The organism is Pseudooceanicola batsensis HTCC2597 (assembly GCF_000152725.1).
GTDB classification, from domain to species: Bacteria; Pseudomonadota; Alphaproteobacteria; order Rhodobacterales; family Rhodobacteraceae; genus Pseudooceanicola; species Pseudooceanicola batsensis.
In genome coordinates, this window is record NZ_CH724131.1 from 1310109 (window position 1) to 1335849 (window position 25741).

22 protein-coding genes are annotated in these 25741 nt (G+C 68.7%); 8 read left to right on the top strand and 14 right to left on the bottom strand.

Annotated elements, in window-relative coordinates; all coding sequences use genetic code 11:
* Positions 1-14 precede the first annotated feature (14 nt).
* Together OB2597_RS10260 and OB2597_RS10265 are read left to right on the top strand one after the other, a co-directional pair.
* Positions 15-2198 (top strand): 3-hydroxyacyl-CoA dehydrogenase NAD-binding domain-containing protein, encoded by a 2184-nt coding sequence (locus OB2597_RS10260; RefSeq protein WP_009805482.1) that lies wholly within the window; start codon positions 15-17, stop codon positions 2196-2198.
* A gap of 246 nt (positions 2199-2444) precedes the next feature.
* The gene (locus OB2597_RS10265; protein WP_148234712.1) at positions 2445-3347 is read left to right on the top strand and encodes a hypothetical protein; all 903 of its coding nucleotides are present in this window, start codon (positions 2445-2447) and stop codon (positions 3345-3347) included.
* Positions 3348-3402: 55 nt separating this feature from the next.
* Here OB2597_RS10265 and OB2597_RS10270 read toward each other — a convergent pair whose 3' ends face one another.
* The 5 genes from OB2597_RS10270 to OB2597_RS10290 all read right to left on the bottom strand — a co-directional run bounded on the left by OB2597_RS10270 (position 3403) and on the right by OB2597_RS10290 (position 7867).
* Positions 3403-4167 (bottom strand): ABC transporter permease, encoded by a 765-nt coding sequence (locus OB2597_RS10270; RefSeq protein WP_009805484.1) that lies wholly within the window; start codon positions 4165-4167, stop codon positions 3403-3405.
* Positions 4167-4967, bottom strand: a complete 801-nt coding sequence (locus OB2597_RS10275) for an ABC transporter ATP-binding protein (protein ID WP_009805485.1) — start codon at positions 4965-4967, stop codon at positions 4167-4169. Before OB2597_RS10275 ends, OB2597_RS10270 begins: the two co-directional genes overlap by 1 nt.
* A gap of 45 nt (positions 4968-5012) precedes the next feature.
* A complete protein-coding gene (locus tag OB2597_RS10280) occupies positions 5013-6032 on the bottom strand; it encodes an ABC transporter substrate-binding protein (protein ID WP_009805486.1) in 1020 nt (339 codons plus the stop codon).
* A gap of 361 nt (positions 6033-6393) precedes the next feature.
* Positions 6394-7047 carry a Hint domain-containing protein gene (locus OB2597_RS10285; RefSeq protein ID WP_009805487.1) on the bottom strand — a complete coding sequence of 218 codons (654 nt, stop codon included), beginning with the start codon at positions 7045-7047 and terminating at the stop codon, positions 6394-6396.
* Between the two features lie 166 nt (positions 7048-7213).
* The gene (locus tag OB2597_RS10290) at positions 7214-7867 is read right to left on the bottom strand and encodes a sulfotransferase family protein (RefSeq protein ID WP_009805488.1); all 654 of its coding nucleotides are present in this window, start codon (positions 7865-7867) and stop codon (positions 7214-7216) included.
* A gap of 533 nt (positions 7868-8400) precedes the next feature.
* Here OB2597_RS10290 and OB2597_RS10295 point away from each other — a divergent pair.
* The 4 genes from OB2597_RS10295 to OB2597_RS10310 all read left to right on the top strand — a co-directional run bounded on the left by OB2597_RS10295 (position 8401) and on the right by OB2597_RS10310 (position 12589).
* Positions 8401-9141, top strand: a complete 741-nt coding sequence (locus tag OB2597_RS10295; protein WP_009805489.1) for a sulfite exporter TauE/SafE family protein — start codon at positions 8401-8403, stop codon at positions 9139-9141.
* Positions 9142-9239: 98 nt separating this feature from the next.
* Positions 9240-10868, top strand: a complete 1629-nt coding sequence (locus OB2597_RS10300) for an AMP-binding protein (RefSeq protein ID WP_009805490.1) — start codon at positions 9240-9242, stop codon at positions 10866-10868.
* A 343-nt stretch (positions 10869-11211) separates the two neighbouring features.
* A complete protein-coding gene (locus tag OB2597_RS10305) occupies positions 11212-12237 on the top strand; it encodes a hypothetical protein (protein WP_009805491.1) in 1026 nt (341 codons plus the stop codon).
* 64 nt (positions 12238-12301) lie between these two features.
* Entirely contained in the window at positions 12302-12589 is a 288-nt protein-coding gene (locus OB2597_RS10310) for an Ada metal-binding domain-containing protein (RefSeq protein ID WP_009805492.1), read from the top strand.
* A gap of 132 nt (positions 12590-12721) precedes the next feature.
* Here OB2597_RS10310 and OB2597_RS20950 read toward each other — a convergent pair whose 3' ends face one another.
* From OB2597_RS20950 to OB2597_RS10340, 6 genes are all read right to left on the bottom strand, one after another.
* Entirely contained in the window at positions 12722-14056 is a 1335-nt protein-coding gene (locus OB2597_RS20950) for an SPOR domain-containing protein (RefSeq protein ID WP_009805493.1), read from the bottom strand.
* 63 nt (positions 14057-14119) lie between these two features.
* Positions 14120-14752, bottom strand: a complete 633-nt coding sequence (upp, locus tag OB2597_RS10320) for a uracil phosphoribosyltransferase (protein ID WP_009805494.1) — start codon at positions 14750-14752, stop codon at positions 14120-14122.
* A complete protein-coding gene (locus OB2597_RS10325) occupies positions 14749-15741 on the bottom strand; it encodes an adenosine deaminase (RefSeq protein ID WP_009805495.1) in 993 nt (330 codons plus the stop codon). The genes upp and OB2597_RS10325 overlap by 4 nt, the downstream gene beginning before the upstream one ends.
* A 196-nt stretch (positions 15742-15937) precedes the next feature.
* Positions 15938-17125: a phosphopentomutase gene (locus tag OB2597_RS10330; protein WP_009805496.1), complete on the bottom strand. Its 1188-nt coding sequence runs from the start codon at positions 17123-17125 to the stop codon at positions 15938-15940.
* Positions 17125-18429 (bottom strand): thymidine phosphorylase, encoded by a 1305-nt coding sequence (locus OB2597_RS10335; RefSeq protein WP_009805497.1) that lies wholly within the window; start codon positions 18427-18429, stop codon positions 17125-17127. Before OB2597_RS10335 ends, OB2597_RS10330 begins: the two co-directional genes overlap by 1 nt.
* A gap of 1 nt (position 18430) precedes the next feature.
* Entirely contained in the window at positions 18431-18823 is a 393-nt protein-coding gene (locus OB2597_RS10340; protein ID WP_009805498.1) for a cytidine deaminase, read from the bottom strand.
* A gap of 457 nt (positions 18824-19280) precedes the next feature.
* Between OB2597_RS10340 and OB2597_RS10345 the strand changes: the two genes are divergently transcribed.
* A complete protein-coding gene (locus OB2597_RS10345) occupies positions 19281-21572 on the top strand; it encodes an NADP-dependent malic enzyme (protein ID WP_009805500.1) in 2292 nt (763 codons plus the stop codon).
* A 177-nt stretch (positions 21573-21749) separates the two neighbouring features.
* On the opposite strand, the gene OB2597_RS22080 is transcribed toward OB2597_RS10345, so the two are convergent.
* Positions 21750-21902 carry a hypothetical protein gene (locus OB2597_RS22080; RefSeq protein WP_009805501.1) on the bottom strand — a complete coding sequence of 51 codons (153 nt, stop codon included), beginning with the start codon at positions 21900-21902 and terminating at the stop codon, positions 21750-21752.
* Positions 21903-22174: 272 nt separating this feature from the next.
* Here OB2597_RS22080 and OB2597_RS10350 point away from each other — a divergent pair, with 272 nt between their 5' ends.
* Complete coding sequence (locus tag OB2597_RS10350; RefSeq protein ID WP_009805502.1) at positions 22175-24064, top strand: propionyl-CoA synthetase; 1890 nt, start codon at positions 22175-22177, stop codon at positions 24062-24064.
* 126 nt (positions 24065-24190) lie between these two features.
* Here the strand turns inward: OB2597_RS10350 and OB2597_RS10355 are convergent, their stop codons facing one another.
* The gene (locus tag OB2597_RS10355) at positions 24191-24388 is read right to left on the bottom strand and encodes a CsbD family protein (RefSeq protein WP_009805503.1); all 198 of its coding nucleotides are present in this window, start codon (positions 24386-24388) and stop codon (positions 24191-24193) included.
* A gap of 441 nt (positions 24389-24829) precedes the next feature.
* Complete coding sequence (locus OB2597_RS10360; RefSeq protein ID WP_009805504.1) at positions 24830-25591, bottom strand: NAD kinase; 762 nt, start codon at positions 25589-25591, stop codon at positions 24830-24832.
* Positions 25592-25741 lie beyond the last annotated feature (150 nt).

Consider the following 25741-nt stretch of genomic DNA (forward strand, 5'->3'; position numbering starts at 1 on the left):
GAAAGGGATCTGAAATGACCGAATTCACCATGGAAAAAGGCGCCGACGGCGTCGCGATCATCACCTGGGACCTGCCCGGCCGGTCCATGAACGTTCTCACCCTCAAGGGCGCCGAGGAACTCGAGGCCGCCGTCACCGACGCGCTGGCCGACGACGCGGTCAAGGGCATCGTCATCACCTCCGGCAAGGACAGCTTCGCCGGCGGTATGGATCTCAACGTCCTCGCCGGAATGAAGGACAACGGGGCCGAGGGCGTCTTCGACGGCGTCATGCAGTTGCACAACATGCTGCGCAAGATCGAACGCGCGGGAATGGAGCCCAAGACCAACAAGGGCGGCAAGCCGATCGCGGCCGCCCTGCCCGGCACCGCCATGGGCATCGGGCTGGAGCTGCCGCTGGCCTGCCACCGCATCTTCGTCGCCGACAACCCCAAGGCCAAGCTCGGCCTGCCCGAGATCATGGTCGGCATCTTCCCCGGCTCCGGCGGAACCACGCGGCTGGTGCGCAAGCTGGGCGTGATGGGCGCCTCGCAGTATCTGCTGCAGGGCAAGTCGGTCGATCCGAAGAAGGCCAAATCCGCCGGCATCATCGACGAGGTCGCCGCCGATCCGGTCGCCGCCGCGAAGGAATGGGTCCTGAGCGGGCCCAAGATCGTGAAACCCTGGGATGAGAAGGGCTACAAGATGCCCGGCGGCGCGCCTTACCACCCGGCCGGCTTCCAGACCTTCGTCGGCGCCAACGCCATGGTGAACGGCCAGACCTGGGGCGCCTTCCCGGCGGCCAAGGCGCTGCTCTCGGCCGTCTACGAGGGCGCGATGGTCCCCTTCGACACCGCCCTCAAGATCGAGGCGCGCTGGTTCACCAACGTCATCATGAACCCCTCGTCGGGGGCGATGATCCGGTCGCTCTTCCTCAACAAGGAAGCGCTGGAGAAAGGCGCGAACCGCCCCGAGGCCCCGGACCAGACCGTCAAGAAGGTCGGCGTCATGGGCGCGGGCATGATGGGCGCGGGCATCGCGCTCGTCTCGGCCCAGGCCGGGATCGAGGTCGTGCTGATCGACCAGAAGCAGGAGGCCGCCGACAAGGGCAAGGCCTACGCGGAATCGTATTTCGAGAAGGGTATCAAGCGCGGCAAGTCCACGCCCGAAAAGGCCGAGGCGGTCCTGAAGAAGATCACCGCCACCACAGATTACGACCAGCTCAAGGATGCCGACCTCATCATCGAGGCGGTGTTCGAGGATGTGGGCGTGAAGGCCGAGGTCACGAAGAATGTCGAGGCCGTGGTCCCCGAGGACTGCATCTTCGCCACCAATACCTCGACCCTGCCGATCTCGGATCTGGCGAAGGCCAGCAAGCGGCCCGAGCAGTTCATCGGCATCCATTTCTTCTCGCCGGTCGAGAAGATGGCGCTGGTCGAGATCATCAAGGGCAACGAGACGGGCGACCGCGCGGTGGCCAAGGCGCTCGATTACGTGCGCCAGATCCGCAAGTCGCCGATCGTGGTGAACGACGCGCGCTTCTTCTACGCAAACCGCTGCATCATCCCCTACCTGAACGAGGGGGCGCGCATGGTGGCCGAGGGCGTCGAACCGGCGCTGGTCGACAATGCCGCCCGCCTTCTGGGGATGCCCGTGGGGCCGCTGCAACTGATCGACGAGACCTCGATCGACCTCGCGGTCAAGATCGCCAAGGCCACGAAAGAGGCGCTCGGCGACAAGTATCCCGCCGACAACAAGCCCGTCGATGACCTGATGTTCGCCCTCTACGATCAGGGGCGGCTGGGGCGGAAGTCCAACGCGGGCTTCTACAGCTACGACGAAAAGGGCAAGCGCGAGGGCCTATGGGAGGGGCTCGACGATCTGACGCCCACCCAGGACGACCAGCCCGACGTGACCGAGGTGCAGCATCGCCTGATGTTCGCCCAGGTGCTCGAGGCGGTCCGCGCGCTCGAGGAAGGCGTGCTGGAGGATATCCGCGAAGGCGACGTGGGCGCGATCCTCGGCTGGGGCTTTGCGCCCTGGTCCGGCGGCCCGTTCAGCTGGCTCGACATTCTCGGTGCGGAATACGCCGCCGAGCGCTGCGACCAGCTGGCGCAGAAGTTCGGGCCCCGGTTCAGCTGCCCCGACCTGCTGCGCGACATGGCATCCAAGGGCCAGACCTTCTATGGCCGGTTCGGGCAGAACGCACAGGCGGCCTGACCGTCCCGAACCGACCGAACTGAGAACGGAAAACCGCGGCCAAGGTCGCGGTTTTCGCATTTTGGCAGCGATCGTGAAAGCCTGCGCCTCTTGCCGATCCCGGACGGTCGCGGCGGCAAACGCTCCGGCCTCTGCCCGGCCGCCCTAGGCAGAGGGAACCATTCACATTCTTTGAGTGGCCGGAATCGGCGGATCGGAGTATATTGGTGCCGAGGCGAGCAGTCGTTTTTCTGGGAGGAACTGGAAATGACTATGGTCTCGTTAAGGGCGCCCGCGCGCCTTCTTGCATTCGCACTGGCCCTCAGCCTGCCGTCATCGGCGCAGGCCACGACCGTCACTTCGGGCCAGCTGAAACTGGCGCTCGCCGGAGGCGAGGAAGTGCTCATCGACCTCGCCCTCGAGCTTCTGCTCGAGGGGATCAACGGCTCCCGCGGGGCGGCCGCCATCGCGGTGGTCAAATCCTACGGCGACAGCGACGCGGCCGGCTGTCCGGGCTGGGGCTGCGACACCGGAGAGGTGACGGCCAATGCGGCCGATGCCGATGGCTCGGCCGAGGCGCGCGCCCGCAGCAATCCGCCCCTCGGCGCCTTCCGTGGGGTCCGCGCCAAGGCCAGCGGCAAGGTCGCGTCCTCGCGCGCGGCCATCACCTGGAAGGGCAAGGTCAAGGCCGAAGCCGAAGGCAACCTGCCCGCACGGCTGAACGGCGCCTTGCCCGACGCAGCCGATGTGAACCAGGCCGTGGCGACACTCAACTACGTGATGCCCGAGCTCGACATTCTGGCCGAAAGCCAACGCGGAAGCTTTGCGCTGACGCATGACTGGAACGGGCTGAGAACCTTCGACGGAGGTCTGCACTTCGACGAAACCGCACCGCTGCCGGTGTTCTCCGACGATCTTCTGGGCTATGAATCCGCCTTCACGAACAGCGCAGGGTCGATAAGCTCGTCCGCGCTGATGGTGACCCAGTCCGTCTCCTTTGCGATCGACTACGCCAGTTTCCTGGCGGATCAGTCCTTCGTCGCCGATTTCGAGGGCGAGGCCGAGGCGCGCGCTTCGGTGGTGCCCCTGCCTGCCGGGATCCTGCTGTTGTCGGGGGCGTTGATCACCCTCGGCATCGGGCGCCGCCGGCCCTCGGGGCGGAAGGCATGATCCCTTCGCTCTGCGCTCGGGGCGGCGGGGCGATGGCCGCCGCCGCCCTCGGCGCTCAGCCCTGCAGCCGCTCGGCCCAGCCCGCGAAGATCTTTTCCAGCGCGACCACGCCGTAATAGAGCAGGATGCCCAGCACGGCGAGCGCGATGAGAACGGCGAACATCAGCGGATAGTTGGAATTCGTCTGGCCCGACAGGAACAGCGCCCCCAGGCCCCGGCCATGGGGCGAGATGATCTCGACCAGGTTGGTGCCGATGAAGGCCAGCGTGACCGAGACCTTCAGCGCGCCGAAGAATTCCGGCAGGGTCTTGGGCAGCGCGATCTTGCGGAAGATCGTCACCTTGCTGGCACCGAGCGACCGCAGGATGTCGCGGTATTCCGGTTCCAGCGTCGACAGCCCGATCCCGACCGAGACGGCTATCGGAAAGAACGAGATCAGGAAGGCCATCAGCACCGTGTTGAAATTGTGCTGTCCGATGAAGAGCAGCGCCAGCACCGGCACCAGCGTCGCCTTGGGCACCGCGTTGAAGCCGACGAGCAGCGGATAGAGCCCGTCCCGAGCGATGCGGCTGAACCCCATGATCATGCCCAGGAGCGTGCCGAAGATCACCGCCAGCCCCAGCCCCGCAACGGTCCGCCAGAGCGTCTGCCAGCTGCCGACCAGGAACAGTTCCCAGAACCGGGCATAGGCCTTGGGCAGGTCCGAAGGCGAGGCCATAACGTAGTCGGGCCAGCCGTTGGCCCAGACGAGGAACTCCCAGAAGGCGACGAAGAGGCCGATCGCCAGGATCGGGACACCGATTTTCTGTGCCATCCGCATCAGTGCACCGCCGGTCCGGGCTGCCGCCCCTGGGCGATGCGGATCTGGTCCCGCAGCGTCGCCAGCATCTCGGCGCATTGCGGCGTGTAGAGACCGTCGAGCTGCCGCAGCCCCTCGCCCGGGTAGCCTACGTCGAGAACGAACTGCGTCGTGGCCGGCCGGCCCGAGAGCACGATCACCTGGTCGCCCAGATACACGCTTTCGCGCAGGTCGTGGGTGATCAGCACGGCGGTGAACGGCTCATTCGCGCGCAGCTGGTGCATGGTCTGCCAGAGATCCTCGCGCGTGAAGGCGTCGAGCGCGCCGAAGGGTTCGTCCATGATCAGCACGTCGGGCTTGTGCACGATGGCCCGGCAGAGCGAGGCGCGCTGGCGCATCCCGCCCGACAGCTCCGACGGGCGCTTGTTCTCGAACCCCTCGAGGCCCACCAGCGACAACAGCTCCATCGCCCGCGCCTTGCGGTCGGCCGAGGGCATCGAGGGCGCGACGATCTCGAGCGGCAGGATCACGTTCTGCAGGATCGTCCGCCATTCCAGCATCACCGGGTTCTGAAAGGCCATGCCGACGGTCTTGCGCGGCGACTTGACCAGTTCGCCGTGCAACCAGACTTCGCCGCGGTCGGGCTTCATCAGCCCCGCGACCAGCCGGGTCAGCGTGGACTTGCCGCAGCCCGAGGGGCCGACGACGGCGGCGAATTCGCCCTCCGGCACGGTGAGGTTGAGATCGTCCAGAACCGGCAGCGGCCCGTTCGGTGTCTTGTAGGCGTGGGTCACGCCCTTGATGTCGATGAGATTGTCCATGCAGATACGGTGGGGCCGGCAGGGATGCCGCCGGCCCCCGGGCCCTTACTCGAGCATCCGGCTGCCCGCGTCGGGCAGGTAGCTGTCGTCGAAATAGAGCGCCGCGTCGGGTTCGTTAGTGAACTCGTAGACCGATTTCGTCTGTTCGATCGCCGCGTCCATGCGGGCCGGGTCGATGCCGCCGATGCCGTTCTCGGCGACGTAGTCGGTCAGGACATTGGCGTCGATCGCCATCTGCAGGCGCTCGGTCTCGAGGTCCGCATCGGCGGCCGGGTTGCGCTCGATCAGCGAAGTGATGGCGCCGGAGGGATCGGCGATGGCGCCCTTCCAGCCCCTTGCGATGGCGGTCAGGAAACCGGTCACGGCCTCGGGGTTCTCGGCGGCGAAGTCGGTGTTCACGATGATCGCATTGCCGTAGAGTTCCACCCCGTGATCGGCCATCAGGATGACGCTGATGTCATCCTCGGGCACGCCCAGCCGCTTGAGGTTCAGCGTCGAGGAGAACGAAAAGCCGGTCACCGAGGCGACCTTGCCCTCGGCCAGCATCGGCTCGCGCGTGGGGAAGCCCACGGGCTCGACCGTGATGGCCTCCATGTCGAGGTCGTTCTCGGCGGCGAAGATCGGGAACTGCGCCCAGGCCCCGTCCGGCGGCGGCGCGCCCAGCACCGTCCCCTCGAGGTCCTTCGGAGCCTCGACGCCGAGCGACTTGCGGCCGACCACCGAAAAGGGCGGCTTGTCGTAGACCATCATGACGGCCGTGACCGGCGCATCGGGGTTCTGGTCCTTGAACCGCATCAGGCTGTTGATATCGGCGAATCCCACGGGAAAGGCGCCGGTGGCGACCTTGGGGATCGCGTCGAGCGACCCCTTCCCTTCCGAGATCTCGACCGTCAGGCCGGCGTCCGAGAAATATCCCTCGTCGATGGCCAGGAAATAGGGCGCGGCCGGGCCTTCGAACTTCCAGTCGAGGGCGAAGGGCATGTCGGTATCCGCCTGTGCCCCGCCGGTGGTCGCGGAAATCGCGAGCGACGCGGCGAAGGCTGCGGAGATCAGTCTGTTGAACAAGGGATCCTCCTGTGAATTGATCCGCCCGCTTGTCGCCCGGATCCGCGCTCCGGGGGAGCGCGGCGGCACGGCCATCGGCCTCTCCGAACGTCGAGGGGCGGCTGCATGCACAATAATTGGACATGCAGGTCACAAATCAAGCAAAACGCGCAAGCCGTGCGAAACCTCCGGGGTCGGTGCCGGAATTTTCACCGGCCCCGCCCTGCGCCGGAACGAAGATCGGGAGGACACCGGGGGCGGCGGCGGAAAGCGGAAAAGAAAAGGGCCACGGAGGGACCGTGGCCGAGTTGCCCCCTTGTCGACGCAAGGGGCCGGTTCGCACTGAGACAGGTGCGAGGGAAAAGGTGCGGAAAGGTCCGGCTCAGGCCGCCTTGGCGAAGCCGCCGTCCAGTTCTTCGCGGATCCGCGCGACCATGGCCGCGTCGGAATAGGCCTTGACCGTGCGGTATTCGCGGCCGCCCTCGGGGCGGTTCAGCAGGCCCTGCAGATCCGAGCGCGAGGGACAGATGCACATGGCGCCGGAGCCGGCGAAGACGACCTCGTCATTGTCGAACTCGAGCGTGATCACCGTGGCGGGCGCATTCGGGGTCACGCGGGTGATGCCGCGGATGCCCTCGAGGTCCTTCGCCTGCATCAGGATGAAGGGGTCGCCGAAGGCCTCTTCGGCCGCGTCGCTTTCGACAAGCACGGACTGGTGCGGCAGCAGCACCATGTCCTGCGCATTGCCGACCGCGCCGGCGGGAACGAAAAGCGGCTGAAGGGCGCGGGGGCAGTCGCCGGTGGCGAACCAAAGCGGCTCGCGGCGCACGGTGCGCACCTCCTGCAGGCCGTTGTCGAAGGTCACGACGCGGGCACCCGGCTCGAGCGTCTCGATCCGCTGGAACCCCATGGCCGTGGCGATCCTGGTGCCTTCCATCAGACCCGAGCAGGCGCCGAGGACACCGCCGTCATAGGCACCGGTCATCTCGGTCATGCGGCGTGCGAGGGGGGCGCTCTTGTCGAATGCTTGGGTCATTTTTTCCATTCTCCCGTCGATCGGCGTTTTGCCGTTTCTTGACAGGATCAGTTAGCGCCGGGTTGAGGGCCAGAACGGGATGGAAATGGGGCAGTTTCGGGACTTTGGCCGCGTTTTCGACACGGTCCGGCCCCTGAGCGGCCCATTGTCGGCCGCCGTGCGACAGTCAGGGCCCGTCGAAGCCGTATCCGAACCGCGCGATGTCCCGGGCGCAGCAATCGGCCAGCAGCGCCGAATCGCGGTCGTCGTAGAACCTGCGGTAATCCGCCCCGGCGCCGGTCACGTTCTCCTGCGGCAGGGCGAGGGCAAAGCCCAGGTGATCGAAGAGCGGCGCGGCATCCGTCTCGAAATGTTCCAGCCGGATGAACAGGGCCGGCCGTTCCCGGCCGCTGGCGTCGGTGACGTAATGCGCGGCGGGGCTGACGCGGAAACTTTCCCGGATCAGGCGGTGGTTCAGAAAGCCGCTGAAATCCCGCGTTCGGGCGATCCGCACCGCCGGGTGATCGAAGGTCTGTTTCCGCAGCCAGTGATAATAGCTGACTGCCCGCGCCCAGGGATTGCGCACGAGGGTGAAGAGGAAAAGATCGCCGATCTCCTCCATGGCGACCAGCCCGTCCAGATCGGCGAGCGTCGAATGCTTCCACAGCCGCCCGCGGCTCTCGATCCCCCTGACGCGGCCCCGCCGGTTGCGTGCCTTGGGCGTGTCGCCCAGCATGATGTCGTCCTTCATCGCCCGCGACTCGAGCGCCAGCGCCAGCGAGGTGCCGCCGGTCTTGGGGATGTGGATGAAGAGATAGCGGCGCCCGCGCGACAGGATCATGGCCCCGGTTACCCCGCCCGCCCGACCCGGGGCAAGACCGGAGCCCGCCCCGCCGCCGCCTTCGCACCATGCCCGTTCCACGTCCGGACCCGATCTCCCCCGCACCCAAAACCGAAGGTGTCCCCGGCTCCGCCCGGGGACCACACCGCCACGCCATACCACCGTCGCCCCCGGCTCCGCCCGTAGATCCCCTCCACCCCGCTCCACCGTCGCCCCCGGCCCCGACCGGGGACCTCTCCGCCACCCCGCACCAGAGTCATCCCCGGCTCCAGCCAAGGATCCCCACCACCCCGCACCAGGATCATCTCCGGCTCCGCCCGAGGACCTCCCCGACACTCCGCACCACCGTCGTCCCCGGACCCGCCCGGGGACCTCCCCCAACTTCGCACTACCGTCATCCCCGGCTCCGACCGTGGATCTCCCCCACTCCGATCCGCCGTCGTCCCCGCCCCGGACCACGCGGCTCTCCCCCGTCTCGCTTGCGGCCCGCCCGCCGGAGCGCTATCGCGGGTCGGACACCTACCGGACCCGCAATGGACCCCGTCTACCTGCTCGTTTTCGCCGCCGTGATGGTCGGCACCGCCAAGGGCGGCCTCTCGACCGTCGGATCGGTGGCCGTGCCCCTCGTCGCGCTCGTGATGAACCCGGTCGTCGCCGCCGCCACCTTGCTGCCTGTCTATATCGTGACCGACTGGGTCGGCGTGGCGCTCTATCGGCGGACCTTCTCTCTCGCCAATCTGAAGATCCTCGTGCCCGCGATGCTGCTCGGGATCGCCATCGCGACCGTCATGGTCACCGTCGCGCCCGAGGCGCTGCTGCTGATCATCACCGGGCTGATCGGCCTGTGGTACTGCCTGCGGTCCTGGCTGCGCCGGAGACCGCCGGTCAAGACCGGACCGGCCCTGGTCCCCGGTCTCGCCTGGGGCACGCTGGCGGGTATCGCCAGCTATCTCACCCACTCCGCCGGCCCGCCCACGCAGGCCTATCTCCTGCCGCAGCGGATGCCCAAGCTGGAATATGCCGGCACCGTCGCCATCACCTTCGCCTTCGTGAACCTGTCGAAACTGCCGGGCTATGCGCTCGCCGGCCAGTTCGACGATCTGGACTGGTCGCTCATCCCCTGGCTCATCCTTGCGGGGGTCGGCGGCACGGCCCTCGGGAGCTGGCTGACCGAGATCCTGCCCGAGGCGATCTATGTCCGAGTGATCGAGGTCTTTCTCTTCCTGCTCTCGATCATCCTGCTTGCCAAGGGAACTGCCGCCCTGCTGGCCTGAGACCATCGCGCGGCCACGGCCGAAAGCCTCCTCAACCCGCTTCCCCTCGCCCCGCCTTCTGCGCTATTGCGGATGGCGGACCTGACAGGGAGGATGCCATGGGCTGGATGGCCGACGAAACCGGGCTGGAAAAGTGTGCCGCCAATTACGTGCCGCTCACTCCGCTCAGCAACCTGCGCCGCGCCGCGCGCATCTGGCCGGGGCGCGAAGCGCTGGTCTACGGCAGCTTCCGCAAGACCTATGCCGAGTATCACGAGCGCGTCACCCGCCTCGCCTCGGCCCTCGCCGGGCTGGGCGTGACGCCGGGGGACGTGGTCGCCACGATCCTGCCCAACCTGCCCCCCCATGCCGAGGCGCATTTCGGCGTTCCCGCCTGCGGCGCCGTGCTCAACGCGATCAACACCCGGCTGGACGCAGGCACCGTCGCCTATATCCTCGACCATGGCGGGGCCAAGGTCGTGCTCTGCGACAGCCAGTTCGTCTCGGTCCTGGCCGAGGCGATGGAGCGGATGGAGGGGCCCAGACCGCGCGTCATCGAATGCCCCGACGATCAGGCCGGGGTCCACTCGCGCTCGGACTACATGACCTACGAGGATTTGCTGGCCCGGGGCGACCCCGCCTTCGACTGGATCATGCCCGAGGACGAATGGGAGAGCATCGCGCTCAACTACACCTCCGGCACCACCGGCCGGCCCAAGGGCGTGGTCTATCACCACCGCGGTGCGCATCAGAACGCGATGGGGCAGATCCTGTCGTGGCGGATGCAGCTCTACCCGCGCTACCTGACCATCGTGCCGCTCTTCCACTGCAACGGCTGGTGCCATACCTGGATGATCCCGCTGCTCGGCGGCACCGTGGTCTGCTGCCGCGACATCACCGCACCCGCCCTCTTCGCAGCCTTCGCCGACGAGGGCGTGACCCATTTCGGCGGAGCGCCCATCGTGCTGAACATGCTCGTCAACGCCCCCGAGGATCAGCGCCGGCCCTTCGAACAGACGGTCGAGGTCTTCACCGCCGGCGCGCCCCCCGCCCCCGCGACGCTCGCCCAGATCGAACCGATGGGCTTCAACGTCACCCAGGTCTACGGCCTGACGGAAACCTACGGCCCCGCGACCGAATCCACCTGGGACGACGACCTATGGGGCGATCTCACCGGCGACGCCCGCGCCGCGAAGAAGGCCCGCCAGGGCGTGGCCATGCCCGCCTACGAACACATCACCGCCATGACCTCGGACATGGAGCAGATCCCCATGGACGCCGAGGCCACAGGCGAGATCATGATGCGCGGCAACGGGGTGATGAAGGGCTATCTGAAGAACCCCGAGGCCACAAAGGAAGCGTTCAAGGGCGGCTATTTCCATACCGGGGACATCGCGCTCCAGCATTCCGACGGCTATCTCCAGATCGCCGACCGCGCCAAGGACATCATCATCTCGGGCGGCGAGAACATCTCCTCGGTCGAGGTCGAGGGCGTGCTGATGGGTCACCCGGACGTGCTGCTCTGCGCCGTTGTCGCCAAACCGGACGAGAAATGGGGCGAGGTCCCCTGCGCCTTCGTCGAACTCAAGGACGGGCGTGAGGGCGACGAGGCCGCACTGATCGCCTATGCCCGCGAACGGCTGGCCGGTTTCAAGACGCCCAAGAAGGTCGTGTTCCGGGAATTGCCCAAGACCTCGACCGGAAAGATCCAGAAGTTCGAACTGCGCCGGCAGGTTCGCGAGGGCTGAGGACCGCACCCGGGTCGGATCGACGGACCGGGGCGCGTCCCGGCGGCGATCGGCCGCCAGGGCGGGCTGCAAGGGCGGGCCCGGTCGATCCGATCGCCGCAGTCCGGCGCGTGCGCCCCCGGCAGACGGCGGATCTGCGGATCCGGCGCGCCGACCCGGCCCCTCCCCGGCATTGGGGTCGGCGCGCCCCCGTTCGGACGGTACATTCGGCAATGACAGGTTAAAGGACGCGCCGAGAATCCACCCCGGCCCGGTTCGGGCGTTTCTTGCCGAGACATGGGCGGAATTGCTCCGATCCGGGACCCGTGCTAGCTTGACACCAGAGGCAGAGCAGGCCCGGAACATGACGGCATTCACGCAATACCAGCAGCTCAGCGCGGCGGGCCTGTGGCGCGATACGCCCGAGGCGCAGCGCCGGGACGTGACGGCGACCATCGGCCAGGAGACGCTGACGCTCACCGATCCGCAGGGCCGCCCCCTCGCCCACTGGTCCATCGCCGCCATCGGCCGGGCCAACCCGGGCGAGACACCGGCCGTCTTCCACCCCGACGGCGACCCCGGCGAGACGCTGGAACTGGACGAGACGCAGGCCGAGATGATCGCCGCGCTGGATCGGATGCGGACGCTCGTGGAGCGCCGCCGGCCCCATCCCGGCCGCCTCCGCCTGGTGATCCTCGTGGCGGTCCTGCTGGCGGTGGTCGGCGGCGGCGTGTTCTGGCTGCCCGACGCCATGCGCCGTCATGCGGTTTCGGTCGTGCCCAAGGCGAAGCGGGCCGAGATCGGCGAGATGCTGAAGGACGAGATCGCCCGCGTCTCGGGTCCGCCCTGCAACCGCCCCGAGGGACAGGCGGCGCTGGACCGGCTGGCGCGGCGTGTCGCCCCGGACGAACCCGGCCTGAACGTCCAGGTGGTCCGGCAGGGCGTGACCGGCGCGCTGCTGCTGCCCGGCCGGGCGATGCTGCTGAACCGCGCCCTGATCGAGGATTACGAGGAACCAGACGTGGTCGCCGGCTACATGGTGGCCGAACTTCACCGCGCCGCCTCGGGCGATCCGCTGGCGGGCCTGCTGGACCGGGCCGGGCTGGCGGCCTCGTTCCGCCTGCTCACCACCGGCGACCTGCCGCGCGGCGCGCTGCGCAACTACGCCGAACACCTGCTGACCGGCAACCGGGCGCGCCCGCTCGCCGAGGCGCTTCTGCCGCGTTTCGAGGCGGCGGGGGTGCGGTCCAGCCCCTATGCCTACGCGCTGGACGTGACCGGGGAATCCGTCCTCGAACTGATCGAGGCCGATCCCCATGCGGGCGAGGCGCCGCCGCCCCTGCTGCGCGATGCCGACTGGCTGCGGCTGCAGACGATCTGCGGCGCGTGACGCCGGTGGCGGTTCCCGCACCCTGACGGCAGCGCCGAAGCGGGGAATCGGCTATGCTGGCTGCATGACACGGATCTCCGCCACCCCGCCCGAGCCGGGCCTGACCGACGGCCCGGGCTGCTACGACGCGTTTTTCTCGCGAGATGGCCGGATGCGCGGACGTCTCTGGCTGGGGGTGGCGACCACCGGTATCTTCTGCCGGCAAGGCTGCCCGGCGCGGCGCCCAAAACCCGGGAACTGCCGCTGGTTCGGCTCGGCCCGGGCGTGTCTCGACGCCGGATTCCGCCCCTGCAAGCGCCGCCGACCGCTGCACGACGATCCGGCGCCGGCCGGGGCATCGCGGCACGGCTGAACGCGCCGGAACATCAGCCGAACGTGGCAACGGGCGGAGAGCGGGTCAGGGGCTCTGCCCCTGCCCGACCCCGCAGGCGGGCCCGGGCCACCCCGGGATATTTTCAGGACCAAAGAAGCCGCTGGGTTGGGGCTAGCGGCGCGGAAACGCGTCGGAGAACCCCGCGCGCCGGGCGGTCGAGAGCGCGCGCCCGAGGTCGCGGTCGTTGCCGAAGGGCCCGGCGAGAACGACCTGCGCCGTGCCCGAATGCCGGAGCCGCACCGGCAGACCGCTGGCCGCCAGGCGCCGCGCCACCGCCTGCGCATTGGACGGGGTGCGGAAGGTGCCCACCTGGATGTACTGCGCCCCCCGCGGGGCCGCCGGTTTCGCGCTGCGCGACGAGACGCGCGCCGTGGTCGCCCGGTCCCGCGGCGCGATCTCGACCGGGACCAGCCGGCGGGGCACGGTCTGGGTCCAGACCATCTCCATCCGCCGCTTGCCCGCGAGGGTCTGTTCCGCGCGGCGGGGGTTCAGGCGATCATCCTCCCAGACCCTCTTGTAGCCCTCGGGCAACGCGATGCCCTCCTGGCTGAGCAGGCGGTTGCGGTAGACTTGGTCCGGCACGACGCGCGCCCGGGGAGAGATCTGCGCCTGCGTCGTAGTGCGGGCGCGGGTCACGCGCTTGACCTTCTGACGCGGCACCTCGAAAACCTTTGCGCCGGGCGCCTCGGGAACCCGCGCGTCATAGGCCGGCACGGAGGAGGACGCCGCGAGAGGCACGGCCTGGCCCGGCACGGCGACGCGCGGGGCCGCACCCGCGGGCCGTGGCAGGTGCCCGGGCGCGTAACCGGCCTGCGGGCCGCAGCGCAGGCCCGCCTGGCCGCCATATCCCATGTAGCGCTGCCCGGTCACCGAGAGACCCGGGCAGACCCCGGTCACGCGGGTGGCGGCGTGCGGCGCCCGACCGGGCGCGACGGCCCGGGGCCGGGCCTCCACGGCCGGGGCGGCCGGCACGCGGCGGGTGCGCGCGATGGTCACCGGAGCGACGGACGGCCCGGTCACCACCGGCGCCGGGCGGCTGGACCGGGATGGCGCGGCCACCGGCGCGGCCGCCGAAGACGGCCGGGCCTCGGGTCGCCTCACCGCAGCGCGCGGCGGCGCCGGGGCGGCCGTCTCGGGCCGGGCCGCCGTGATCACCGTGACCTCGGCCGCCGAGGAGGCCGCCGGGGCCGAGGTCGCGCCGGCCACCGGGGTGGGCTGGAAACCGCAGACCGGCCTGCGGTTGCGAGACATCCGGGGCACCCAGACCACGTTTCCGTCGATGCCCGCGCGCACGAAGACGCAGCCGGCGCTGTCGACATACTGCGTGCCCTTGAAGCTGGCGGGGGGGTATTCGGCCGGGCCGCGCGAGCCCTGGGCCAGCGCCGTCCCGCCCCCGGCGAGCACGGTCAGCAGGAGCAGCGAAAGGCGGCGCGAAAATCTGTTCATGAATACCCCCCGGTTTCCCCGCGATCCTGCCCGAGTCCCGCCTTCGAGTAAAGTGAGCGCGGCCTATTTTGTGCCGAACATCCGGTCGCCCGCATCCCCTAGACCCGGAACGATATACCCCTTGTCGTTCAGGTGGCTGTCGAGCGCGGCGGTGACGATCGGCACGTCGGGATGGGCCTCTTTCATCCGTTCGACGCCCTCGGGCGCGGCCAGCAGGCAGAGGAAGCGGATGTTGGTGGCGCCCGCATTCTTGAGCAGGTCGATCGCCGCGGCCGAGGAATTGCCCGTGGCAAGCATCGGATCGACCGCGATCACCAGCCGGTCGTCGAGCCCGTCGGGCACCTTGAAGTAGTACTGCACCGGCTGCAGCGTCTTCTCGTCGCGATAGAGACCGACGAACCCGACCCGCGCCGAGGGGATCAGCTCCAGCACGCCGTCCAGCAGCCCGTTGCCCGCCCGCAGGATCGAGATCAGGGCCAGCTTCTTGCCCTCGAGCACCGGCGCGTCCATCGGCCCGAGAGGGGTCTCGGTCCGCTGCGTCGTCATGGGCAGGTTGCGGGTGATCTCATAGGCCAGCAGCTGGCTGATCTCGCGCAGGAGCTGGCGGAAGACGGCGGTGGAGGTCGACTTGTCCCGCATGATCGTCAGCTTGTGCTGGACAAGCGGGTGTTCGACGACGGTGAGATGATCGGTCATTGCGGATGGTCCTTCAGCTTTTCGGCGATCTGGGCCCTGGTATCCGCATCGCAGAAGGCCGCGTCCAGAGCGGTTCGCGAAATTTCCAGGAAATCCGCCGGCTCCCAGCCGAAGGTCCGCTCGAGTTCCGCGTATTCCCGCGTCATCGTGGTGTGGAAGAAGGGTGGATCGTCGGTCGAGACGGTGACCCTGACGCCGCGCTCGCGCAGCTTCTGGATCGGGTGCGCGCCCCACGAGGGATAGACCCCGAGCGTCACGTTCGACCCCGGACAGACCTCGAGCGTGATGCCGTCCTCGGCCAGCCGGTCGACCAGTGCCGGATCCTCGATGGCGCGCACCCCGTGGCCGATCCGCTCGACATGCAGATCGTCGAGCGCGTCGCGCACCGACTGCGGCCCGCCCCATTCGCCGGCATGGGCGGTCAGGTGCAGCCCCGCCTCGCGCGCCATGTCGAAACTGTAGGCGAAGTCGCGAAGGCTGCCCTTGCCCTCGTCGCCGCCGATGCCGAAACCGGTGATCCAGTCGCCCGCGGTTTCCGCCGCGCAGCGGGCCGGGGCGCGGGCCCTTTCCGGCCCGAAGTGCCGGATGCAGGTGACGATCCCCTGGCTGACGATGCCGAGGCGCGCCTCGGCGCGCTCCGCGGCCTCCTTCATCGCCAGGAGGTAGTCCTTCCAGGCCTCCACGTCCGATCCGCCGCAGAAGTCCGGCGACACGAAGGTCTCGGTGTAGATCACGCCCTGCGCGGCGCTCTCTTCGAGCACGGCCGTCAGCAGGCGGGCGTAATCCTCCGGCGTCTGCAGGACCGAGGTCGCGGCCTCGTAGACGCTGAGGAAATGCACGAAGTCGCGGTAGTCATAGCTGCCGTCCTCCCGGAAGACACCGCCCAGATCGACCGATTTCTCGCTGGCGAGGCCGCGGATGAAATCGGGCGGCGCCGCGCCTTCGATATGCAGGTGAAGTTCGAGTTTCGGCAGGTCCTGAACGCTCATGTCGTATCGCTCCTTTATGTCGCACCGCCTGCGGCGGCACGAGGCCTCCGGCGGGAGTATTTGCGGCAAGATGAAGACCCGGGCGCGCGCCCCTGCTTCATCTTGCCGGAAATACTCCGGGGGAGTCCGCAGGACGGGGGCAGAGCCCCCAGCTCCGGCCAGGCCGACGCGGTGCCGGTCAAGGGCCGCGGGCGGCTCACATCCGCACCCCGAGATGCGCCGCCGCCAGCCCGGCCACCCCGGTGAAGGGCATCAGCCCCAGTTCGCCCGCGCCCTGCCCCGCAACCAGGACCGGAACCCGTTCGCGGGTGTGATCGGTGCCCGTCCATGTCGGATCGTTGCCGTGATCCGCGGTAAGGATCATCATGTCGCCGGGGCCTAGCTTCGGCAGGATCTCCCCGATCCCGCGGTCGAAGGTTTCGAGCGCCCGGGCATAACCCGAGACGTCGCGACGGTGGCCGTAGAGGCTGTCGAACTCGACGAAGTTGGCGAAGGTCAGGCTGCCCTCTCCGGCCATGTCCACGGCCCGGGCGAGATGGCGCATCAGCTCGGCATCCGAGCCTTTCACCACGTCGTCGATCCCCTGCATCGAGAAGATGTCGCCGATCTTGCCGATCGCGTGCACCGGACGCCCCGCCGACCGGACCCGGTCGCAGAGCGTGGGCGCCGGGGGCGCGATGGCAAAGTCCCTGCGGTTGGTCGTGCGTTCGAAATCGGCGGGCCTGGCACCGACGAAGGGGCGCGCGATGACCCGGCCCACCTTCATGTCGTGCAGGACCGGCGCGAGCGACCAGCAGAGGTCGAGCAGACGCTGCAGGCCGAAGCTCTGCTCGTGCGCGGCGATCTGGAAGACGCTGTCGGCCGAGGTGTAGCAGATCGGCCGGCCGGTGCGCAGATGCGTCTCGCCCAGCTCGCGGATGATGGCCGTGCCCGAGGCGTGACGGTTGCCGAGAATGTCCTCCGTTCCGGCCAGCCGGCAGACCTCGGCCACGAGGTCCTCGGGAAAGGCGGGGGTCGTGTCCGGAAAGTAGTGCCAGTCCCAGGGCACCGGCACCCCGGCCAGTTCCCAATGCCCCGAGGGCGTGTCCTTGCCGGGCGAGACCTCGGTCGCCGCGCCCCAGAGGCCCCGCGGCTCGGCCTCCAGCCCCGGCGCCTCGGCCCCCGAGGCCAGCCGCACAGCCGCCCCGAGACCGAGCGCCTCGAGATGCGGCACCCGAAGCGGCCCCGAGCGCCCCTCTTCCGCCATGCCGCGGGCGCAGGCGCGGGCGATATGGCCGACCGTGTTGGCGCCGGTGTCGGGCACGTCGCCGTTGAAGAAGCGGCCCGCATCCGGCGCCCCGCCGATGCCCACGGAATCCATCACGCAGAGAAAGACCCGCGCCATCAGCCCACCCCGTCGCGGATCAGCGGCGGCACCTCGGGCGTCCCCTCGCTGAGGATGATCGCGGCCTGCACCTCGCGGGCCGCCTGCGCCGCGCTCTCCATGCGCGAGGCATGGACCCGGCCGAGCGTGTCGCCCCGGCGCACCCGCGTGCCGAGCGGCAGCATGTCCGACAGGCCGACCGCATAGTCGATGGCGTCCGATTCCACATGCCGCCCGCCGCCCAGGTCGACGACGGTCATGCCAAGCGCCTGCCCGTCGATTTCCGCCACGTAGCCATCCGCCGGGGCGGGAATTTCGCGGATCACGGTCGCTTCGGGCAGGTAGCGGGCAGGGTCCTCGATGAACTGCACCGGGCCGCCCATGGCCGCGACCATCCGGCCGAAACGCTCGGCCGCCGCACCGGAAGAGATCGCGGCCAGGATCGCGGCATGGCCGCCGGCCACGTCCTCCGCCAGGCCAGCCCCCGCCAGCACGACCCCGCCCAGCGTCGCCGAGAGGTCGAGCAGCGCACCCTCGGACCGCCCGGTCAGCACCTCGCAGGAGGCCGCCACCTCGAGCGCGTTGCCGAGCGCGGGCGCGAGCGGCTGGCTCATGTCCGAGATCACCGCGGCCGTGCGGCAGCCGGCCTCGTTCGCCGTGGTCACCAGCGCCTCGGCCAGCGACTTGGCCTCGTCCATCTGCTTCATGAACGCGCCCGAGCCGATCTTGACGTCGAGCACCAGGCCGTCGAGCCCCGCCGCGAGCTTCTTGGACAGGATCGAGGCGGTGATCAGATCGAGGCTTTCCACCGTCGAGGTCACGTCGCGAATGGCGTAGAGGCGGCGGTCGGCCGGGGCGATATCCGTCGTCGCCGAGACGATGGCGCAGCCCGCCTTGCGCACGACCTCCCTGAAGCGGGTCTCGTCGAGCGCGGTGACGACCCCGGGAATCGCCTCCATCTTGTCGAGCGTGCCGCCGGTATGGCCGAGCCCCCGGCCCGAAATCATCGGCACATGGGCGCCGCAGGCCGCGAGAGCGGGCGCCAGCACCAGGCTGACGCAATCGCCCACGCCGCCCGTGGAATGCTTGTCCAGCACCGGCCCGTCGAAATCCCAGTGCAGCACCCGGCCGCTGTCGCGCATCGCCATGGTCAGCGCCACGCGTCCCTCGTCCGCCATGCCGTTGAGCAGGGCCGCCATGGCGAAGGCGCCCGCCTGCGCATCGGTGACCTGCCCGTCGGCGAGCCCCTGCGCGAACCATTGCAGTTCCGCGCGCGCGGGCGTCTCTCCGTCCCGCAGGCGTGCGATGATCCGGCGCGCATCCATCTCAGCCGGCCTCCAGGTGGTCCGCCGCGAAACGGCCCGGCAGGATCTCGGCCAGGGTCAGTGTCAGGGTCGCCCCCCCGAGGGTGGCCATGGTCACCGGCACCTCGGGTCCGCCGAATTCCGCCAGCTTCTGCCGGCACCCCCCGCAGCAGGGCACGGGGCTGGGGCTGTCGGCGATCACCGCAACCTCGGCGATGACGGTCTCTCCGGCCGCGACCATGGCGGCGATGGCCCCCGCCTCGGCGCAGGTCCCCTCGGGGTAGGCCACGTTCTCGACATTGACCCCGGTATAGACCTTGCCCGACCCCGCGCGGATCGCCGCGCCGACCTTGAAATTGGAGTAAGGCGCATAGGCGTTCTCGCGAACCTCCCGCGCCGCTTGCAACATGTCCATCGTGACCTCCCCTGTGGGAGTCGCAGTCTTGGCCCGCCCGCCCGCCATTGCAAGGGGTCTCCTCGGGTCCGGGCGGGAGCGACGTCGCGGGGGCTCCGCCCCGGGTCACCGGCGCGGCGATCACGGCGGAAGATCCTGTCCGGAGAACCTCGGGTCGAGCCCGAGGATGACCTCTTTCCCGCTCGTGCCCGAATCCTCGGGTTCGGCCCGGGGTTCTTTCGTCGGGAAAAGCTGATGGCGATCCCTGCGGCAGGCGCGCACCATGGCGGCCGAGGCGCGGGCGGCGCCGAGGGGACGCCTCCGGCGGGAGTATTTCCCGCAAGATGAAGCGGGAGAGCCGCGTCGTGCCGGCCCGGGCGCGGGGCGGGGCCGTGGCGGCAGGTAGCCGGGCGGCACGGGACTTCCGCAGCGTCGCGAATTCGTTTAACGCTCAACCATCCTTCGGAGGAGGCCGTTTATGTCGACCGAAACCCCGCGTGCCGCGCGCGAGATCCTGCGCCAGGCCGCCCTGACCTATCACGAGACGCCGCGCCCCGGAAAACTGGAAATCCGCGCCACCAAACCGCTGGCCAACGGGCGCGACCTCTCGCTCGCCTATTCGCCCGGCGTGGCCGAGGCCTGTCTCGAGATCCGGGACGATCCGGCCAATGCCTCCCGTTATACCGCGCGGGGCAACCTGGTGGCGGTGGTATCGAACGGAACGGCCGTTCTGGGTCTTGGCGACATCGGCGCACTGGCCTCGAAGCCGGTGATGGAGGGCAAGGCCGTGCTCTTCAAGAAATTCGCCGGGATAGACTGTTTCGATATCGAGGTGAACGAGTCCGACCCCGAGAAACTGGCCGATATCGTCTGTGCCCTCGAACCCACATTCGGGGCGGTCAACCTCGAGGACATCAAGGCGCCCGACTGCTTCGTCGTCGAGAGCATCTGCCGCGAGCGGATGAGGATCCCCGTCTTCCACGACGACCAGCACGGCACCGCCATCGTCGTCGGCGCGGCCGCGACCAACGCGCTTCACGTCGCCGGCAAGGCCTTCGAGGACATCAAGATCGTCTCGACCGGCGGCGGGGCGGCGGGCATCGCCTGCCTGAACATGCTGCTGAAGCTGGGCGTCCGGCGCGAGAATGTCTGGCTCTGCGATATCCACGGGCTGGTCCACGAGGGCCGCGCCGAGGACATGAACCCGCAGAAGGCGGCCTATGCCCAGGCCACCGAGCTGCGGACGCTGGACGAGGTGATCGACGGCGCCGATCTCTTTCTCGGCCTTTCCGGACCGGGCGTTCTGAAACCGGAGCAGGTCGCCCGCATGGCCGGGAGCCCGATCATCTTCGCCCTGGCGAACCCCACCCCCGAGATCATGCCGGACGAGGCGCGCGCCGTCGCCCCCGATGCGATCATCGCCACAGGCCGATCGGACTTTCCCAACCAGGTGAACAACGTCCTCTGTTTCCCGTTCATCTTCCGCGGCGCGCTGGACGTCGGCGCGACCGAGATCAACGACGAGATGGCGCTGGCCTGCATCGATGGCATCGCCGCCCTCGCCCGCGCCACGACCAGCGCCGAGGCCGCCGCCGCCTACCGGGGCGAGCAGCTGACATTCGGCCCCGACTACCTGATCCCCAAGCCATTCGACCCGCGCCTCTCCGCCACCGTCTCGACCGCCGTGGCCGAGGCCGCGATGGCCTCGGGCGTGGCGGCCCGCCCGCTCGAGGATGTGGAGGCCTACCGCGAGAAGCTGCGGTCGTCGGTCTTCCGGTCGGCGCTGCTCATGCGGCCGGTCTTCGACGCCGCGCGCACCGCCTCGCGACGGATCGTCTTTGCCGAAGGCGAGGACGAGCGCGTGCTGCGCGCCGCCCAGGCCATCCTCGAGGAGACGACGGAGCAGCCGATCCTGATCGGCCGCCCCGAGGTGATCGGGGCGCGCTGCGAGAGGGCGGGTCTGAAGATCCGCCCCGATACGGATTTCACCAACGTCAACCCCGAGAACGACCCCCGCTACCGCGACTACTGGACAACCTACCAGGAGATCATGGCCCGGCGCGGCGTCACCCCGGACCTCGCCAAGGCCATCATGCGGACGAACACGACGGCCATCGGCGCGATCATGGTGCACCGCGAAGAGGCCGACAGCCTGATCTGCGGCACGTTCGGCGAATATCGCTGGCATCTGAACTATATCGAGCAGGTGCTGGGCAATGCCGACCGGCATCCGGTCGGGGCCCTGTCGATGATGATCCTCGAGGACGGGCCCCTGTTCCTCGCCGACACGCATGTCCGGTCCGATCCGACTGCCGCGCAGCTGGCCGAGGCGACTGTCGGGGCGGCGCGCCACGTCAAGCGCTTCGGTCTCGTGCCCAATGTCGCGCTCTGCGGGCGGTCCCAGTTCGGCAATCAGGAGACCGAGACCGCCCGCCGCCTGCGCGACGCCATCGCCATCCTCGACAGCGAGCCGCGCGACTTCTGCTACGAGGGCGAGATGAACGTCGACTCCGCCCTCGACGCCGAACTGCGCGAAAGGGTCTTTCCGGGCAACCGCATGCGGGGGGCGGCGAACGTTCTGATCTTTGCCCATGCCGACGCGGCCTCGGGCGTGCGCAACATCCTCAAGATGAAGGGCGGCGGTCTGGAGGTCGGTCCGATCTTGATGGGGCTGGGCAACAGCGCCCATATCGTGACCCCCTCGATCACGCCCCGCGGCCTGCTGAACATGGCGGCGATCGCCGGGACGCCGGTGGCGCACTACGGGTGAAGGCAGGACCACGGTCGCGCGACCCGCGGGCGCCTGCCTGGGCGGCCGGACAGCTTGGCTGAAACCCGCGCCGGAAGCCACTACCCCTTGCGGATCGCTGGCACGCAGGGCCCGGCGCAGTTGCCCTCGCAAACCGCGGCGACGCTGGTCATGCGCGCCGCGGCCCTTGATCACGACCTACTTCTTGATGGTCTTCGAACCCGGTTTGACGGGTTTTTCCTTCTTGTCGCCCATGGCGACCTCCTCCGGTGTCCGGCACGGCACGATGCCGCGCCTGAAACGAAATGTCGCCCGTTCACGCGGTTTGGCAAGACGGATTTCGCGGCGCATGGCTCGCTCTCGGCTGGCGTGAGCCACAAGCCGCCGATGGTTGCCGGTTCCGCCCGCGCAACCCGCCCAGCAGGGTACGTGATCTCACGCACCTTGATCGGGGCCGCGCCGCAGACCGTTCGCCCCCGGAGCGCTGTCTCCACCCGTTCCGTTCCCGATTCCGCCGGCTCGTGATTTTCCGCGCCAAAGCGCCGCGTCAGCGCCCTTGCAACTTGCGCACCGAAGATCCTTCATCCTACCACGGCGCAAACGCCGGAGGAGGAGGACACCCCATGGGTTACAAGCACGTCTACGACAGCTGGAAAAGCGACCCCGAAGCCTTCTGGATGCAGGCTGCCGAGGCCATCGACTGGGACCGCAAGCCCAGCCGGGCGCTGGATGACAGCAACGCGCCCCTTTACGAATGGTTCACCGACGGCATGGTCAACACCTGCTGGAACGCCGTCGACCGCCATGTCGAACAGGGCCGCGGCGATCAGGTCGCGATCATCTACGACAGCCCCGTCACCGAAACCAAGCGCGAGATCACATTTCGCGAGTTGCGCAGCCGCGTCGCCACCCTCGCCGGCGCGCTTCGCGCCAAGGGCGTTGAAAAGGGCGACCGCGTCATCATCTACATGCCGATGGTGCCCGAGACGATCGAGGCCATGCTGGCCTGCGCCCGCATCGGCGCCGTGCATTCCGTGGTCTTCGGCGGCTTTGCCAGCCACGAACTGGCCGTCCGGATCGACGACTGCACCCCCAAGGCGATCATCGCCGCCTCCTGCGGGATCGAGCCGGGCCGCACCGTCAAGTACAAGCCACTGCTGGACGGCGCGATCGAGCAGGCGACCCACAAGCCCGACTTCTGCATCGTCTTCCAGCGCGATCAGGAGATCGCCCCGCTGACCGAGGGACGCGACCTCGACTGGCACGATGTCCAGCAGGGCGTCGCCCCCGCCGACTGCCTGCCGGTCGAGGGCAATCACCCCGCCTACATCCTCTATACCTCCGGCACCACCGGCCAGCCCAAGGGGGTGGTCCGCCCGACGGCCGGTCACCTCGTGGCGCTCAACTGGACGATGAAGAACTTCTTCAACGTCGATCCGGGGGACGTCTTCTGGGCCGCCTCCGACGTCGGCTGGGTCGTCGGGCACAGCTATATCTGCTACGGCCCTCTCATCCACGGCAACACCACCGTCGTCTTCGAGGGCAAGCCCGTCGGCACCCCCGATGCCGGCACCTTCTGGCGCGTGATCTCCGAGCACAAGGTCCGCAGCTTCTTCACCGCTCCGACCGCCTTCCGCGCCATCAAACGCGAGGATCCCAAGGGCAAGTACCGTGAGAAATACGACCTCTCCTGCCTGCGCACGCTCTATCTGGCCGGGGAACGGGGCGATCCCGACACGATCAACTGGGCGAAGGACCTGCTCGGTATCCCGGTGATCGATCACTGGTGGCAGACCGAGCTCGGCTATCCCGCAGTCGGCAACCCCATGGGGATCGAGCCGCTTCCCGTAAAGATCGGCTCGCCCTCCGTGGCCATGCCCGGCTATGATTTCCGCATTCTCGACGAGGCGGGCCAAGAACTCCCCCGGGGCGAGCTCGGCGCCATCGTCACGCCGCTGCCCCTGCCCCCCGGCACCTTCTCGACCCTGTGGAACGCCGAGGCGCGGTTCCGGAAAGCCTATCTCGACCGCTTTCCCGGCCACTACGAAACCGGGGACGCGGGAATGCTGGACGAGGACGGGTACCTGTGGATCATGGCCCGCACCGACGACGTCATCAACGTCGCGGGGCACCGGCTCTCGACCGGCGGGATGGAAGAGGTGCTTGCCGATCATCCGGACGTGGCGGAATGCGCCGTCATCGGCATCAGGGACGAGCTCAAGGGTCAGCTCCCGGTCGGTTTCCTCTGTCTGACCAAGGGGGTGAACCGCCCGCACGATGAGATCGTGAAAGAGGTCGTCGCCATGGTCCGCGACCAGATCGGCCCCGTCGCCGCCTTCAAGCTGGCGGTGGTGGTCGACCGACTGCCCAAGACGCGGTCGGGCAAGATCCTGCGCGCCGTCATGGTCAAGATCGCGAACGGAGAGGACTACAAGGTCCCCGCCACGATCGACGATCCCGCCATTCTCGACGAGATCGGGGATGCGCTGAAGACGATAGGATACCCCGCATAGGCGAAACGGCTGCCGCCAAGCCGCGTAGGGTGCGTGTTCACGCGCACCGCCCCACGCACCGCCCCGGGACAGAGAAAGGGGCGCGGCCTCTACCGCGCCCCTTTCATCTAACGTCAGGCAGCCGGATCAGTGCCGCGCGGCAAAGTCGTCCACTTCGCGTTCGGCCTCTTCCTTGGCGTAGCCATAGCGCTCCTGCAGCTTGCCGACCAGTTTCTCGTGGTTGCCGTCCACGACATCCAGATCGTCGTTGGTCAGCTTGCCCCATTGCGACTGGGCCTCGCCCTTCATCTGTTTCCAGTTGCCTTGAATTTTATCCCAGTTCATCTCTGCATCCTCCTTTGGTTGCCATTCGAAGGATAAACCGCAGAGGGCCCGGAGGAGTTCCCGGCCCGATCGGAGGCCGCGCCCCCAGGCTTGACCGTTCAGATCGACGCCGGACGAAGGGTGCGCCGCCACTTCGATGGGCGTAAACACCCGGGATCGGGACATCTTCCGGGCCTCCGCCAGCATGTCGTTTGTCAACACTTCGATACGGCGGCCATCGGCCTCACGGAAAAATCGGAGGCATTGATCAACCAGTTTACCGCCGATCCCAACGCCCGTGCAGCGGACGAAGGTCGCGGAACCGCACAGGGGCCGCGGGACGGGCGCTCCCTCCCCCCGGTCCCGGCGATATCCGCGCTGTGAGGGGGCCCTGCCCCCGGACGCGCCGGCCCAATTCACCTGGCACGAGGGGGCGCGAGGCGGACCGGGCCCCCGCCTGCGTCAGACGAATTGCTCCTGGATCAGCCGTTCCTCCAGCCCGTGACCGGGATCGAAGAGCAGGCGATGCACGATCTTGGGCTCCGACGCGATCTCGACCGAGATCACGTTGGGCACCGAACGGCTGTCCGCGTCCGCCATGACCGGCCGCTTCTCGGGCTCCAGCACGTCGAACTGCACGCGCGAGGCCACGGGAATGAGCGCCCCGCGCCAGCGCCTGGGGCGGAACGGCGCGATGGCCGTCAGCGCCAGCACGTCCGAGTCGATCGGCAGGACCGGACCGTGCGCCGAATAGTTGTAGGCGGTCGAGCCGGCAGGCGTGGCGACCAGCGCGCCGTCGCAGACCAGCTCTTCCATGCGGACCTTGCCGTCGACGCTGATCTTGAGCTTGGCCGCCTGCGGCCCCGCCCGCAGCAGCGAGACCTCGTTGATCGCCAGCGCCTCGGTCGCCTTTCCGTCGGCGCGCGTCGCCCGCATCCTCAGCGGGTTGATCAGCGCCAGTTCGGCATTGTCCAGCCGCGTCAGCAGATCGTCGTCGTGGTATTCGTTCATCAGGAAACCGACGGTGCCGCGATTCATCCCGTAGACCGGCGTCCTCAGATGCTGGGTCCGGTGAAGCGTGGCCAGCATGAACCCGTCCCCGCCAAGCGCCACGATGGCATCGGCCTCGTCCTCGGCCGCCTGTCCGAACCGCGCGATCAGATGGTCCCGCGCCTCGCGCGCCTTCGCCCCCCGGCTGGCGACAAAGGCCAGTTTCTTCACCATCCCGCCGATCCCCTGCCGAAGTTTCCGATCTCGCCCGCAGCGTTCCGAAACAAGCACAATCTCCCGTCCCGTGCCACCCCTGCCGCAAACATGGCCGAAAGCGTCACTTTCGCCCCTTTCTCCCCTGCCCGGTTTTCGCTAGGACCATGC

Bases quoted from the DNA above. Each gene is read 5' to 3' on its own strand.
- OB2597_RS10260 (WP_009805482.1), top strand. From the start codon at position 15: ATGACCGAATTCACCATGGAAAAAGGCGCCGACGGCGTCGCGATCATC.
- OB2597_RS10265 (WP_148234712.1), top strand. From the start codon at position 2,445: ATGACTATGGTCTCGTTAAGGGCGCCCGCGCGCCTTCTTGCATTCGCA.
- OB2597_RS10270 (WP_009805484.1), bottom strand. From the start codon at position 4,167: ATGCGGATGGCACAGAAAATCGGTGTCCCGATCCTGGCGATCGGCCTC.
- OB2597_RS10275 (WP_009805485.1), bottom strand. From the start codon at position 4,967: ATGGACAATCTCATCGACATCAAGGGCGTGACCCACGCCTACAAGACA.
- OB2597_RS10285 (WP_009805487.1), bottom strand. From the start codon at position 7,047: ATGACCCAAGCATTCGACAAGAGCGCCCCCCTCGCACGCCGCATGACC.
- OB2597_RS10290 (WP_009805488.1), bottom strand. From the start codon at position 7,867: ATGATCCTGTCGCGCGGGCGCCGCTATCTCTTCATCCACATCCCCAAG.
- OB2597_RS10295 (WP_009805489.1), top strand. From the start codon at position 8,401: ATGGACCCCGTCTACCTGCTCGTTTTCGCCGCCGTGATGGTCGGCACC.
- OB2597_RS10300 (WP_009805490.1), top strand. From the start codon at position 9,240: ATGGGCTGGATGGCCGACGAAACCGGGCTGGAAAAGTGTGCCGCCAAT.
- OB2597_RS10305 (WP_009805491.1), top strand. From the start codon at position 11,212: ATGACGGCATTCACGCAATACCAGCAGCTCAGCGCGGCGGGCCTGTGG.
- OB2597_RS10310 (WP_009805492.1), top strand. From the start codon at position 12,302: ATGACACGGATCTCCGCCACCCCGCCCGAGCCGGGCCTGACCGACGGC.
- OB2597_RS20950 (WP_009805493.1), bottom strand. From the start codon at position 14,056: ATGAACAGATTTTCGCGCCGCCTTTCGCTGCTCCTGCTGACCGTGCTC.
- upp (WP_009805494.1), bottom strand. From the start codon at position 14,752: ATGACCGATCATCTCACCGTCGTCGAACACCCGCTTGTCCAGCACAAG.
- OB2597_RS10325 (WP_009805495.1), bottom strand. From the start codon at position 15,741: ATGAGCGTTCAGGACCTGCCGAAACTCGAACTTCACCTGCATATCGAA.
- OB2597_RS10330 (WP_009805496.1), bottom strand. From the start codon at position 17,125: ATGGCGCGGGTCTTTCTCTGCGTGATGGATTCCGTGGGCATCGGCGGG.
- OB2597_RS10335 (WP_009805497.1), bottom strand. From the start codon at position 18,429: ATGGATGCGCGCCGGATCATCGCACGCCTGCGGGACGGAGAGACGCCC.
- OB2597_RS10340 (WP_009805498.1), bottom strand. From the start codon at position 18,823: ATGGACATGTTGCAAGCGGCGCGGGAGGTTCGCGAGAACGCCTATGCG.
- OB2597_RS10345 (WP_009805500.1), top strand. From the start codon at position 19,281: ATGTCGACCGAAACCCCGCGTGCCGCGCGCGAGATCCTGCGCCAGGCC.
- OB2597_RS22080 (WP_009805501.1), bottom strand. From the start codon at position 21,902: ATGCGCCGCGAAATCCGTCTTGCCAAACCGCGTGAACGGGCGACATTT.
- OB2597_RS10350 (WP_009805502.1), top strand. From the start codon at position 22,175: ATGGGTTACAAGCACGTCTACGACAGCTGGAAAAGCGACCCCGAAGCC.
- OB2597_RS10355 (WP_009805503.1), bottom strand. From the start codon at position 24,388: ATGAACTGGGATAAAATTCAAGGCAACTGGAAACAGATGAAGGGCGAG.
- OB2597_RS10360 (WP_009805504.1), bottom strand. From the start codon at position 25,591: ATGGTGAAGAAACTGGCCTTTGTCGCCAGCCGGGGGGCGAAGGCGCGC.